Below are 12,937 nucleotides of genomic sequence, written 5' to 3' on the forward strand. Positions count from 1 at the left end.
TCGTCTGCAACGATGCAAGAGCAGGTTTAGGATCTTCCCAAGAACGGCGCCCGGAGGTATAGGAGACGCATGGCCGGTACAACGCTGCGCGACGTCGCGAAACTGGCGAACGTGTCGATCCGTACGGTGTCCAACGTCGTCAACGGTTACGCGCCGGTCTCCGACGAGCTGCGGGCCCGGGTCCAGGTGGCGCTCGACGAGCTCGACTACCGCCCCAACCTCATCGCGCGCAACCTCAAACAGGGCCGCACGGGCATGATCGCCCTCGTGGTGCCCGAGCTGGACGTGCCGTACTTCGCCGAGTTGGCCCGCGAGGTGATCAAGGCGGCCCGCGCCCACGGCTACGTGGTGATGATCGACCAGACCGACGGCGACGGCGACAGGGAGCGCGAGCTGCTCGGGCGCGACTCCCGGGCCACGATGTTCGACGGCCTGCTGCTCAGCCCGCTGTCGGTCTCCGCCGAGGAGCTGCGCGCCCGGGGCAACCGCGTGCCCATCGTGCTGCTCGGCGAGCACATCTTCAACGGCAGCTTCCCCCACGTCGCCATCGACAACGTGGCCGCCGCGCGCGACGCCACCGCGCACCTGCTGGAGCTGGGCCGCCGCCGGGTGGCCGCCATCGGCGACCAGCCGTACGCGACGGGGGAGACGGCCCAGCTCCGCACCGCCGGCTACCGGCAGGCGCACGCCCGCGCCGGGCTGGACGTGGACGACGAGCTCATCGTTCCCACCGCGCACTTCCACCGGAGGCTGGGCGCCGAGGCCATGGAGCGGCTGCTGGCCCTGCCCGAGCCGCCCGACGCGGTGTTCTGCTACAACGACCTGCTCGCCCTGGGCGCGATCAGGGCGCTGACCAGGGCGGGCCGCAGCGTCCCCGACGACGTGGCGGTGGTCGGCCTGGACGACATCGAGGAGGGCCAGTACAGCACGCCCAGCCTGACCACGATCGCCCCTGACAAGGGGGAGATCGCTCGGCGGGCGGTGGACACGCTGCTGGAGTCGATCCGGGGGGAGATCGGCGCGCCCCCCGAGATCGTGGTGCCCCACCGGCTCATCGTCCGCGAGAGCACGGGGGGCGAGGTCAGCCCACGGTGACCGCCATCAGGTCGCGGCCCGGGGGTGGTGCGGGCACTACCTGAGGGTCTCGCCGTAGCGCCCGTGTGCGGGCGCCCGGCCGTCGCTTGGATGGCCGGTATGAACCAAGAGATGCCAGGGCGCTGGGTCGAGGGCGCCGGCGCGGTGCTGGGGCCGCTGCTGCTCGCCGCCGGAGTGCTCGTCCGCGTGGGGGAGGACGACTTCTTCCCCGGCCAGCTCGCCGCGTACGCCGCCGACCCCGGGCGGATGTCCTGGTCCTACGGCCTGTACGCGGCCGGGGCCGTGCTGCTGTGGCCCGCCGTGACCGCGCTGGGCAGGCGCGCCGGGCCGTCGGCGTGGGCGCGGTGGGGTGTCACGCTGGTCGTGATCGGGCTGTTCGGGCGGGTGTTCCACGCCGGCGTCGGGCATCTGGCGTTCCAGCTCGTGGACGTCCTCGGGCTGGAGGCCGCGCAACGGGCGGTCGAGGGGACGTACGGCGCCTTCCACGTGTTCAAGGCGACGAACGTGTGCATCATGGGCGGCTGGATCGTGCTGGCGGTCGGCGCCTACCGGGCCGGGGCGCTGGGCCCGGTCAGGAGCGTGGCGCTGGGGCTGGCGGCCGGCCTGCCGCTGGGCGTGCTCAAGGGCAGCAGCGACCCCGTCGCGCTGGCGGCGCTGGCCGGGCTGATCGTGGCGCTGGTGCCGCTCGGCGTCACGGTGCTCAGGGACGGGCCCGCGCCCCGGTGGTGGGCGGTGGGGCTGGCGGTCGCGTTCGTGCCCGTGGCGTTCCTACTGGGGCTGGCGGGTTAGGCGGACCGCGGAGAGCAGCGCCAGCACCCCCGCGAGCAGGTACGGCCAGGTGAACAGCGCCAGGGTGCTGGAGCAGCCGTGCCCCGCGCCCGACAGGAACCAGGCGGCCGGCATGTACAGCGCGGGCACCAGCAGCACCAGGCCGAGGAACGGCGCGGCCCGACGCCGGGCCAGCACGGCGCCGATCGCGGCCACGCTGACCCAGTGGTGGAGGTGTTGCGCGGTGTCGAGGCGCATCTGGACCAGCGCCCAGTCTCCCGTCAGATCCGCCCAGCAGGTGAAGTCCTCACCGGTGAAGGTCCTGACCAGGGTCTGGCCGAGCGCCAGGAGCACGACGGCGCTCCAGAGAGCCGCCAGCCGCCCCGGCAGCGGCGGCTCCGGGCGGGACAGCAGCAAGGCGACGAGGGCGGCAGCCGAGCAGATCACCGGGACCCACAGGCCCGCGGGCGCGGCGCAGGGCGAGGCGTAGGGAACGGCGAAGGTCAGCGCGTTGGCCGCCAGCGTCACCGCCGCGGCGATCGCGCCGGCCTTCGGCAACCATCGCGGCGCCCAGAGCGCGAGGAACGCCAGCACCACCGGCAGCAGCTGCGCAGCGTATCCGGCGGTGCTCCAGACCGCGACCGCCGCCGGGGCCGGCTGCACCACCTCATAGGCGAACCAGCCGCACTCCACGAGCATGAAGGCGGATGAGAAGCTCGGTGCGGTGGCCGCCAGGATGGCCAGGAGACGGAACATCGGCAGCCTCTCACCGGGGGATGATCATCGGTGAGCGTAGCGGAAACCTATGACAAGGCGATCTCGAAGTGCACGGTCTGGAAGTGCTCCGGGTCGCCGTCACGGCCGTCGAACACGGGCTCCGCCACCGAGCTCCAGAACTTCTCCGCCCCCTCCACCCGGGTGTCCGTGTGCAGGTAGAGCGCGTGGTAACCGGCATCGGCGACGAACCGGCGCGCCTGGGCGACCATCTCGCGGGCCAGGCCGCGCCTGCGATGGCCCGGGTCCACGTACACGCGGAAGAGCTGCGCCGTGCCCGCGTCCGGGTAGAGCCGGCCCAGCCACTCCGGATGCGGCGGGCTCTTCGGGCCGCCCGCGCGCACGGCCGTGGTGCCGACCACCTCCTCGCCGTGCAGCGCCACGACCAGCGTGTGGCGCTCGGGCCGCAGGTACGTGCCCACCAGGTCGATCACGTCCCAGTGCCACTCGGGACGGTAGCCGTAGCCGAACTCGCGGTAGAACGTGTCGAGCATGACCCGGCGCGCGCCCTCCAGGTGGCGTGGCGCGGCGGGCCCGACGGTGTAGGCGGTCATGTCCTCTCCAGTTCCAGGACGCGGTCGGCGAGTCTGGCGACGACGTCCATGTCGTGGCTGATGAGCAGCAGGGTGAGGCCGAGGTCGCGGCGCAGCTCGTCGAGCAGGTCGAGGATGGACGCCTGCACGAGCGCGTCCAGGCCGGAGGTGATCTCGTCGCAGATGAGCACCTTCGGCTCGGCGAGCAGGGCGCGGGCGAGCGCGGCCCGCTGGAGCTCGCCGCCCGACAGCTCGGCCGGCCGGCGGGCAGCCGTGCGCTCGTCCAGGCCGGCGCGCGCCAGCATGAGCCGGGCCGCAGCGGCCGCCTCCTGCGGTGCGGCGCCGCGCAGCCGTACGGCGGTGCGGGCGACCTGGGCCGACACGCTCCGGTACGGGTCGAAGGAGGCGCGGGCGTCCTGGAAGACGTACTGGACGTCGCGGGCCCTGGCGGGCAGGCGCCGGGGGAGCGGCCGGCCGTCCAGCGTCACGGCGCCCGAGGTGGGGCGGTGCAGCCCGGCCACGCAGCGGGCCAGCGTGGTCTTGCCGCTGCCCGACCTGCCCAGCACGGCCACGCACTCGCCGGCGGCGGCGCTCAGGCTCACGCCGTCGAGCACGGGGGTACGGCGGTGCCCGGCCACCAGGTCCCGCACGTCGAGGAGCGGTGGTGCGGCGCCTGCCGGGGTGCGGGCGCGCGGAGGGAGGCGGGTGGCGAGGAGGCGGCGGGTGTAGTCGTGGCGGGGCGCGTCCAGGACGACGGCGGCCGGGCCGGACTCGACGACGCGGCCCTCGTGCATCACCGCCACCCGGTCGGCCAGCGCGCGCACCATGGCCAGGTCGTGGCTGAGCAGCACGAGCGCGACGCCCTGGGCGCGCAGCCCCCGGAACTCCTCGATGACCTCGGCGCGGATGAGCCCGTCCTGGCCGGTCGTCGGCTCGTCGGCGACGATCAGGACCGGGTCGAGCAGCAGCGCCTGCGCCAGCACGACGCGTTGCTGCTGGCCGCCCGAGAGCTGGTGCGGGTAGCGCCGCAGCAGCTCGATCGGCAGCCGCGCCCGCCGCGCGGCCTCCCGCACCCGCTCCTCGGCCTGCCGCGAGCCCGCCCGGCCGCGCCGCCGTCCCTCCGGGTCCCGGTCGTGCCGCCGTTCCTCCGCTTCCTGGGCTCGGGCGATCTCCCGCAGGACGCCGCCCACCCGGCGCACCGGGTTCAGCACGCCGGACGGGTGCTGCGGCACGTACGCCACCGCCCCCGGAGCCCGCCACACCTCGCCCGAGACCCGCACCCCGGGCGCGTGCTCGCCGAGCAGCGCCAGCCCCGTGGTCGTCTTGCCGCTGCCCGAGGCGCCCACCAGCGCGAGCACCTCACCCGCCGCCAGTTCCAGGGACACCCCGGACACCAGCGCGCGCCCGCCGGCCTCGGCCCGCAGCCCGGACACCTTGAGGATCACCGGCGCACCGCCGCCCGGTCGAAGGTCAGGTTCAGCCCCACCGACAGGGCCACGATCAGCAGGGCGGGCACCACCACCGCCCACGGCTGCAGGAACAACCCGGTCCTGTTGCGGTCCACCATGACCGCCCAGTCGCTGGCGTCCGGCGCGAGGCCGACGCCCAGGAAGCTGGCCGACGCCACCAGGTACAGCGCCCCGACCAGGCGCACGCCCACGTCGGCCACCAGCGTGGTGAGCATCGACCGCCCGGCGTAGCCGACGGCCCGCCGCCACCACGTCTCCCCCTGCAGCCGCAGGGCCTCCATCGCGGTGCTGCCGGCCGCCCGCAACGCCGCCGCCCGGGAGATCCGCACGACCTCCGGCAGCCCGATCAGCCCCACGATCGCCACCAGCGCGGCCGGCCCCGGCGAGAGCAGCGCGGCCAGCATGACGAGCAGCAGCAGGGACGGCACCGCCAGCAGCAGGTCCAGCGGCCGCATCAGCACCTCGTCCAGCCACCGCCGCCCGGCCGGCGCCGCCGCCAGTCCCGCCAGCAGCCCCAGCGGCACCCCGGCCGCGTACGCGAGCAGCGTCGCCAGCACCGCGACCACGACGACGGACCTCCCGCCGAGCAGCACCTGCTCCCACACGTCCCGCCCGACGAAGTCGGTGCCGAGCGGGCCGCCGGCGGAGAAGGACACCCCGCGCGGCTCCGGCGCCCCCGCCAGCCATGGCCCGGCCAGCGCGAGCACCAGCGGCACGGCCAGCAGCACCACTCCGGTCGCATGCCGCCCCCTCACCGCGCGCTCCCGGGAGCCAGCCGGTACGCCCCCAGGTCGGCGGCCAGGTTCACGACCACGGTGGTGGTCGCGAACACCACGCACAACGCCTGGATCACCGGGATGTCCCTGGCCGACACCGAGTCGTTCAACAGCGTGCCGAGCCCGGGGATCACGAACACGGACTCCACCACGATCACGCCGCCGAGCAGCCAGTCCGTGGTCCTGGCGAGCTGCTGCACGCCGGGGGCCAGGGCGTTCGGCAGCGCGTGCGCCAGCCGTACCCGCCAGGGGGACAGGCCGAGCCGCCGGGCATGGGCGACGTAGCCGGAGCCCAGCGCGTCCACCATGCCGGCCCGTACCAGGCGGCTGATCGAGCAGACCGGCCTGGCCAGCAGCACCACCAGCGGCAGCACCAGCAGGGCCGGCTGCTCCAGCAGGTTCGGGGGTGCGCCGACCGCCGTCGGCGGGAACCAGCCGAGCCGCACCGCGAACACCGCGACGAGCACCACCCCGAGCGCGAACTCGGGGATCGAGTACAGCCCGACGGTCACGGTGGTGAGCACCCGGTCCAGCAGGCCGCCCTGCCGCACGGCCGCGACCACCCCGGCCGCGACGGCGACGGGGACGAGCAGCAGCAGCGTGAGCCCGGCCAGCACGAGCGTGGGCGGCAGGCCGTCGGCCAGCACGCCGGCCACCGGCCGCCCGGACACCAGCGAGACGCCCAGGTCGCCGCGCGCCAGCCCCGCCAGCCAGCCCGCCCACCGCTCGACCGCCGGCCGGTCCAGCTCCAGGGCGGCGCGGAGCTGCGCGATGCGCTCCTCGTCGGGGATGTCGCCTGCCAGCACGACGGCGGCGTCGCCGGGCAGCGCCTCCGTCAGCACGAAGACGAGCGAGGCCACCGCGACGACCTGTGCCACGCCGAGCAGCAGCCGCCGCATCGCGTAACGGGCCAGGTTCACGTGAAACACACCCCGTGGCCGTGGCCGTGGCGGACGCGGGCCGTGCTCACGCCAGCCACACCTTGTCGAAGCGGGCCCAGTCGAGCGTGTTGGCGGGGGCGTTGGCGACGCCGCGCAGCCTGGGAGAGGTGCCGAGCAGCCAGTCGGCGAAGCCCCAGATGAGGAAGCCGCCCTCGGCGTGCAGCGTGCGCTGCATGTCCTGGTAGATCCCGCGCCGCCTGGCCTCGTCGGGGCTGGCCACCGCCTGGTCGTAGAGGGCGTCGAACTCGGGGCGGGCCCACTTGGTGGCGTTCGTGGTGGAGTTCGTGAGCAGGCGCTGCGAGAGATGGGTCTCGATGGGCATGGCCCCGGAGCGGTAGCAGCAGATGGTGCCCTTGTTCAGCACGTCGGCCCAGTACGTGTCCTTGTTGCCGACCTTGGCGCTCACCTCCAGCCCGGCCTGCCGCGCCTGGTCGGCGAAGACGCCGGCCGCCTCCAGGAAGCCGCTGGCCGCCGCCGACGTGTCGAGCTGGATCTTCATCCCCTTCGCCCCGGCCTTGTCGATCAGCCACCGTGCCTGCTCCAGGTCGGGGGTGCGCTGCGGGATGTCGGCGGCGTAGTAGAGGTAGTCCTTGCCGAACAGGTCGTTGCCCACCTGCCCGGCGCCGCCCAGCACGCTGTCGATCAGTTGCGAGCGGTCGGCCAGCAGGAACATGGCCTTGCGGAGCCGCGGGTCGTCGAAGGGCGGCCGGTCCACCTTCATCGCGAACGCCTGCATGCCGCTGTTGTTGAGCCGGATGATCGACATCCTGCCGCCGGCCTCGTGGGTGCGGGCGGTGGCGGGGGTGAGGTCGTGCGCGTAGTCGGCCTGGCCGCCGAGCACGGCGTTCACCCGCGCCGACTCCTCGCCCGCGATCAGGTATTCGAGCTCGTCCACGTACGGGGCGCCGTCCCAGTAGCCGGGGTTGCGCTTGAGCAGCAGCGAGCGCCCCGGCTGGAACGAGCCGAACGTGAACGGCCCCGACCCGACGGGCCTGCTGAACTCGTCGGCGCCCTCGGGCACGATGTAGGCGCCGAAGGCGGCCAGCACGTTGGGGAACTCCGCGTAGGGCCGCTTCAGGCGGAACTCGACCGTGCGGTCGTCGACGGCGCGGCTGTTCCTCAGGTCGATGAGGGCGAGGTTGGCCTTGGCACGGAAGGTGCGCTTCTCGTCCGCGATGCGCGCGTAGCTGTGGAGCACGTCGGCGGCGCGTACCGGCTTGCCGTCGTGGAAGGCGGCCTCACGCAGCGTGATCCGCCAGGTGGTCAGCTCGGCGTCGGACTCCCAGCGGGAGGCCAGGCGCGGCACGATCGACACGTCGGTGCCGTAGTCGGCGAGCTTGTCGAACATGGCCTTGGACCGCGAGGCCTCCAGGAAGAGGTTGGCCAGGTGCGGGTCCAGGCTCTCCTGCGCGCCGCCGCCGGCGAACGCGGCCCGCAGCCTGCCGCCTCTCCTGGGCTGGGAGGAGGCGCTGCCGCCGGTGGGCTGGGCCGCGCAGCCGGCCAGGGCCACAGCGGCGGCGGCGGACAGGAAGGCACGACGATCTAGGCGCATGTCCGACAATGGTAACGATTTTCATTTGTGGCGCAATCCCCTCACTCGGTGAGGAGCTTCACAATCGCCACCACGCCGATGCATACGATCACGCCGCGCAGGATCGGGGCCGGCAGCCTGCGGCCCAGCCGCGCGCCGAGGAACCCGCCCGCCATCGAGCCCGTCGCCACCAGCAGCACCGCCGTCCAGTCCACGTCGGCGACGAGCGTGTAGAGGATGGCGGCCGTGCCGTTGACCAGCACGACGAGCACGTTCTTGGCCGCGTTGACGCGCTGCAGCTCCTCGTCGATGAGGATGCCCATCAGGCCGATGAGCAGGATGCCCTGCCCGGCGCCGAAGTAGCCGCCGTACGCGCCCGCCGCGAGCGCGCCCAGCCAGAGCCACGGGCCGCCGTGCGCGCGCCGGGGCCGGTCGGCCAGCGCGCGGCTGAGCCGGGGCTGGATCACGACGAGCGTGCAGGACATCGCGATGAGCACGACCACGACCGCGGTGAACGTGCTCTCCGGCAGGTTGAGCAGCAGCAGCCCGCCCGCCAGCGCGCCGGCCACGGACGCCGGCGCCAGCCGCAGCAGCCGGTCGCGCTGGCCCTTCAGCTCCTCGCGGTAACCCGCGACTCCGGTCAGCCCGCCGGGGACCAGCCCGATGTTGTTGGAGACGTTGGCCGTGATCGGCGGCAGGCCCACCGCGAGCAGCGTGGGAAACGTGATCAGCGATCCGGACCCGACGACGGTGTTGATGGCTCCGCCCGCGACGCCGGCCGCGAGCACCGCGACCATCTCCCAAGGTGTCATGCCGTGCGACTCTAGGGCATGTCTTGAGTCGTAAGACGAATCGTACCGCTATATGAGATTCGGCCCGGTGCTCTCCCTGGCCACGAGCCGGGCCGTCGTGTCCTGGAACGAGCCGGGCGAGCCCCCGTCGAGCAGGCTCACCAGCGTGCGCGCCGTGTGCACCCCGTACGCCTGCACGTCCCTGGACAGGGCGGTCAGCGTCGGGAAGACCATCTCGCAGAGCTGCGAGTCGTCACCCGCCACGATCGACAGCTCCTGCGGCACCCCCACGCCGAGCTGCCGGGCGACGCTCACCCCCGCCGTCGCCATCACGTCGTTGTCGTACGTGATGGCCGTCGGCCGGTCGGCGGCGGCGAGCAGCTCGCGGGTGGCCCGCGCCCCCGCCGCCCAGGTGTAGTCGGTGTCGACGACGGCGACCGGCGACAGGCCGTGCCGCTCCATGGCGGCGTGGAAGGCCGCCGTGCGGACCTGCGTGTGCTCCAGCGCGGGCAGCCCGGCGACCCGCGCGATGCGCCGGTGACCGAGCCCGACCAGGAAGTCCACCGCCTCGGTCACCGCGGCCGCGTCGTCGCTCCACACGGCGCTCCACCGGGCGGGCATGCCGCCGGGCCGCGGCCGGCCGACCAGCACCGCGGGGAGGCCCATCGACTCCAGCACCGGCAGCCGCGCGTCACGCGCCCACAGGTCCATGACGATCAGCCCGTCCACCCGCCGCTCGGCCCACCAGTCGTTGACGGCCTCGATCGAGCGGGCGTGGTCGGGCACGACCTGCAGCAGCAGCGCCGTACGCGTGAGCGCCAGCTCGCTCTCCACGCCCGCGATGAACTTCATGAAGAACGGCTCCACGCCCAGCGTGTCGGCGCTGCGGGCCAGGACCAGCCCCACGGTGTGGGCCCGCGACTCCGACAGCCCCCTGGCGGCGGCGTTGGGCCGCCAGCCCATCTCGGCCGCGATCGCCAGGATGCGCTGCCGGGTGGCCTCGGAGACCCCGGGCCGGCCGTTCAGCGCGAAGGAGACCGCGCCGATCGACACCCCTGCCCGCTCCGCGATGTCGCTGATCGTCAGCCGCTTCACGGGCTCATCGTAGGTTCGGCCGGGCTCACTTCGTCGCCCCGGCGGTGAATCCGTTGTAAACGAAGCGCTGCAACGCCAGGAAAATGGCCAGGGTCGGCAGAATCACCAGCACCGCGCCCGCGGAAATGACCTCCCAATGCGCGCCGAACGGCCCCTTGAACCGGAAGAGCGAGGTGGAGATGACGCCCAGCTCCTCCGACGGCATGTACAGGAACGGGATGTAGAACTCGTTGTAGACGGTGATCCCCTTGATGATGACGACCGTCGCGATGGCCGGCTTGAGCAGCGGCAGGATGACCTTCCGGTAGATGGTGAACGAGGTCGCGCCGTCCATCCTGGCGGCCTCGTCGAGCGAGACCGGAATGTTCCTGATGAACTGCAGGAAAATGTAGATGGCCACGATGTCGGTGCCCATGAAGAGCAGGATCGGCCCCCACCGGGTGTCGAACAGCCCGAACGCGTCGATCACCTCGAACGTGGCCACCTGCGTGGTCACCCCGGGCACCAGCGTGGCCACCAGGAAGAGCGCGACCACGAGCTTCTTCAGGCGGAAGGCGAAACGGTCGATCGCGTACGCGGCCATGGACCCGATGAGAATGGTCCCGGTGATCGAGAACAGCAGGATGAAGGCGGTGTTGCCGAAGGCCGCCAGCATGTTCCCGTTCTCGAAGGCGATGCGGTAGTTCTCGAAGTTGAACCAGCTCGCGGGCAGCGCCAGGATGTCGCCCCCGGCCATCTCCTCCGGCGTCTTGAACGACGTGCTGAACATCGTCAGCAGCGGCAGCACCACGACCGCCGCCGCGGCGGCCAGCGACAGGTACTTCAGCGCCGTCAGGGAAAGGCGCGCTGTCATGGCTTCTCCTCCGGTACGACGCGCCGCTGCACCCAGGTGATCAGCAGGATGATGACCAGCAGCACCACGGCCGCCGCCGAGGCCAGCCCGGTCTTGTTGAACTGGAAGGCCAGCTTCACGGTCTGGATGACGAACGTCTTGGTCTCGCCCGAGCCGCCGGTCATGATGTACGGGATCTCGAAGACCGACAGCGACCCCGACACGCCCAGGATGAGGCTCAGGCTGATGATCGGCCTGATGCTCGGGATGATGATGTGCCACAGGATCTGCGGCCGGCTGGCGCCGTCGAGCGTGGCGGCCTCGTGCAGCTCCGACGGCACCGACTGGATGGCGCCGAGGAAGAGCACGAAGTTCAGGCCCATGAAGCGCCAGATCGACACCCCCGACAGCGACACGTTGGCCAGGTCCGGGTTGCCCAGCCAGAGGATCTCCGCGTCGATGCCCACCAGCCTGAGCACCTGGTCGAGCGTGCCGCCCGGCTGGAACAGGTAGAGGAAGACGAACGCGACCGCGACGCCGTTCAGCAGGTAGGGGAAGAAGATGACGCCCTTGAAGAAGTTGCGCAGCCGCGTCCGGAAGCTCAGCACGGCCGCGAAGTAGAGCGCCAGCGCGATCTGCAGCAGCGCGGCGACCAGGTAGAACAGGCTGGTGGCGAAGACGGAGAAGAGCTCGGGCCGGGTGAAGAGCCGCAGGTAGTTGTCCAGGCCCACGTAGGTGCGGTCGGGGCTGACGCCGTCCCAGTCGGTGAAACTGTAGGAGATCATGCTCACCACCGGCACGTACGTGAACGTGCCCAGCATGATCAGCGGGACGGCCAGGTACAGCCAGGGGGTGACCCGCGGCCACCGGCGCGGCGGCGCCGCGGCGTGCCGTGCCGGTGGTGCGGGCCGGGTCGTGCGCTCCGAGGTGCGGACCATGCTCAGCCGCCGAGCGCCACGGCACCGGCCCACTTCTCGGCCAGTTCGGCGAAGCTGCCGTCCAGATCGCCCTTGGCCGCCCCGCGGGCGATGTCCACCAGCTTCTGCCGGTATTCCGGCTTGGTCAGGCCCACCTCGGCGGCGTTGTCGATCGTCGTCACCTTGCCGGACTCGGCCTGGGACAGCTCGAAGAACTGCACGCCCTGCTCCTCGAACGGCTTGAGCGCGCTCGGCAGCGGCGCGCCGCGCACGCTGGAGATGCCCTGGATGTCCGCGGCGAAGGTGGACTTGTCGAGCACCCAGTCCACCCAGGCGCGCGCCGCCTGCTGCTGTCCGGAGTGCTTGTTGATCGCGTAGACGTAGTCGGGCGTGGTGGGGGCGCAGAACCTGCCGTTCGCCTGCGCAGGGAAGGGCAGGTAGCCGATGCTGTCGGGGCTCTTGCCGGCCTTCTCCGCCGCGTCCCGCATCTGCGCGATCGACCAGGAGCCGAGGAACATGCTGGAGATCTCGCCGCGGGCGAGCAGGCCCTTGGAGTCCTCCCAGTTCGTGGTGGTCGGGTCGGGCTCGGCGAGCTTGCGGCTGACGATGTCGAACAGCAGCTTGTCGGAGACGTTCAGGTCGCTGCCGGCGGCCCAGGGGTTCTGGGAGGTGGCCAGCTTGTCGTTGGCCGCGGGGTCGCAGCTGATCGTGCCGAGCGCGCCCTGCCAGCCGCTCAGCGGCCAGCCGTCCTTGTAGTTCGTGTAGTACGGGATCGCCCCCGTCTTGTCCTTGACCGCCTGCAGGGCCGTGAGGAACTCGTCGGGCGTCTTCGGCCACTGCGTGATCCCGGCCCTGGTCCACAGGTCCTTGTTGTAGACGAAGCCGTTGACCACGCCGAAGGAGGTCAGGCCGTAGACGGTGCCGTCGACCGTGCCCTTCTGGGTGAACTGGTATTTCTTGCTCAGTTCGGCGGCGGGGCCGAGCGCGCTGAAGAACTTGGGATAGTCGTCGGGGCTGATGGTGGTGGGGATGAGCAGGACGTCACCGTAGTTCTCGGTGTTCATCCGGATTTTGACTTCGCCCTCGTAATCGGTGATGCCGTCGAACTTGACCTTGATTCCGGGGTGGGTCTTGTTGAACTCGGCGGCGTACTTCGCCAGCGTTCCGTCGGTCACCATGTCGGTCCTGTTGGTCAGCACGGTGATCTCGCCGGTGGCCTTGGCGGGGTCGGCGGGTGCGGAAGCGCTGGCAGAGGGCCCGCCGGTGCTGGTGCCGCCGCCGCAGGCCGCGATCAGGAACACCGAGACCAGCGTGGCGCCGGCGAGTGCTCTACGTTGCATGTCCATGGTCTCCGTCCTCAGGGGGTTTCGCGCGGCAAGGGCGGGCGCGATGAGGAACTAAAGCGCTTCAGTTCG

13 protein-coding genes are annotated in these 12,937 nt (G+C 72.1%); 2 read left to right on the forward strand and 11 right to left on the reverse strand.

Translation table 11 applies throughout. The features are described from left to right. Window positions 1-69: 69 nt before the first annotated feature. Window positions 70-1,095: a LacI family DNA-binding transcriptional regulator gene (locus HD597_RS53210; RefSeq protein ID WP_253755490.1), complete on the forward strand. Its 1,026-nt coding sequence runs from the start codon at window positions 70-72 to the stop codon at window positions 1,093-1,095. Window positions 1,096-1,206: 111 nt separating this feature from the next. Beyond that, window positions 1,207-1,884: a hypothetical protein gene (locus tag HD597_RS53215; protein ID WP_253755492.1), complete on the forward strand. Its 678-nt coding sequence runs from the start codon at window positions 1,207-1,209 to the stop codon at window positions 1,882-1,884. Here HD597_RS53215 and HD597_RS53220 read toward each other — a convergent pair. The 11 genes from HD597_RS53220 to HD597_RS53270 are packed head-to-tail and all read right to left on the reverse strand — an operon-like array spanning window position 1,864 to window position 12,868. Then, on the reverse strand, window positions 1,864-2,619 hold the full coding sequence (locus tag HD597_RS53220; protein ID WP_253755494.1) for a hypothetical protein: 756 nt from the start codon (window positions 2,617-2,619) through the stop codon (window positions 1,864-1,866). The genes HD597_RS53215 and HD597_RS53220 overlap by 21 nt on opposite strands. A gap of 47 nt (window positions 2,620-2,666) precedes the next feature. Then, a complete protein-coding gene (locus HD597_RS53225) occupies window positions 2,667-3,191 on the reverse strand; it encodes a GNAT family N-acetyltransferase (protein WP_253755496.1) in 525 nt (174 codons plus the stop codon). Further along, window positions 3,188-4,615, reverse strand: coding sequence for an ABC transporter ATP-binding protein (locus HD597_RS53230; protein ID WP_253755498.1), 1,428 nt, complete (start codon window positions 4,613-4,615; stop codon window positions 3,188-3,190). Before HD597_RS53230 ends, HD597_RS53225 begins: the two co-directional genes overlap by 4 nt. Further along, window positions 4,612-5,394: an ABC transporter permease subunit gene (locus HD597_RS53235; protein ID WP_253755500.1), complete on the reverse strand. Its 783-nt coding sequence runs from the start codon at window positions 5,392-5,394 to the stop codon at window positions 4,612-4,614. The genes HD597_RS53230 and HD597_RS53235 overlap by 4 nt, the downstream gene beginning before the upstream one ends. Beyond that, window positions 5,391-6,335, reverse strand: coding sequence for an ABC transporter permease (locus HD597_RS53240; RefSeq protein WP_253755502.1), 945 nt, complete (start codon window positions 6,333-6,335; stop codon window positions 5,391-5,393). Before HD597_RS53240 ends, HD597_RS53235 begins: the two co-directional genes overlap by 4 nt. Window positions 6,336-6,381: 46 nt before the next feature. After that, the gene (locus HD597_RS53245; protein WP_253755504.1) at window positions 6,382-7,908 is read right to left on the reverse strand and encodes an ABC transporter substrate-binding protein; all 1,527 of its coding nucleotides are present in this window, start codon (window positions 7,906-7,908) and stop codon (window positions 6,382-6,384) included. Window positions 7,909-7,949: 41 nt separating this feature from the next. Beyond that, window positions 7,950-8,699, reverse strand: coding sequence for a sulfite exporter TauE/SafE family protein (locus HD597_RS53250; RefSeq protein ID WP_253755506.1), 750 nt, complete (start codon window positions 8,697-8,699; stop codon window positions 7,950-7,952). Window positions 8,700-8,747: 48 nt separating this feature from the next. Further along, window positions 8,748-9,773, reverse strand: coding sequence for a LacI family DNA-binding transcriptional regulator (locus tag HD597_RS53255; RefSeq protein WP_253755508.1), 1,026 nt, complete (start codon window positions 9,771-9,773; stop codon window positions 8,748-8,750). A 25-nt stretch (window positions 9,774-9,798) separates the two neighbouring features. After that, entirely contained in the window at window positions 9,799-10,626 is an 828-nt protein-coding gene (locus HD597_RS53260; RefSeq protein ID WP_253755510.1) for a carbohydrate ABC transporter permease, read from the reverse strand. Beyond that, window positions 10,623-11,543 carry a carbohydrate ABC transporter permease gene (locus tag HD597_RS53265; protein WP_253755513.1) on the reverse strand — a complete coding sequence of 307 codons (921 nt, stop codon included), beginning with the start codon at window positions 11,541-11,543 and terminating at the stop codon, window positions 10,623-10,625. Before HD597_RS53265 ends, HD597_RS53260 begins: the two co-directional genes overlap by 4 nt. A 2-nt stretch (window positions 11,544-11,545) precedes the next feature. Beyond that, window positions 11,546-12,868: an ABC transporter substrate-binding protein gene (locus tag HD597_RS53270; RefSeq protein ID WP_253755515.1), complete on the reverse strand. Its 1,323-nt coding sequence runs from the start codon at window positions 12,866-12,868 to the stop codon at window positions 11,546-11,548. Window positions 12,869-12,937 lie beyond the last annotated feature (69 nt).

Origin of the sequence: Nonomuraea thailandensis (assembly GCF_024172165.1) — a bacterium.
GTDB classification, from domain to species: domain Bacteria; phylum Actinomycetota; class Actinomycetes; order Streptosporangiales; family Streptosporangiaceae; genus Nonomuraea; species Nonomuraea thailandensis.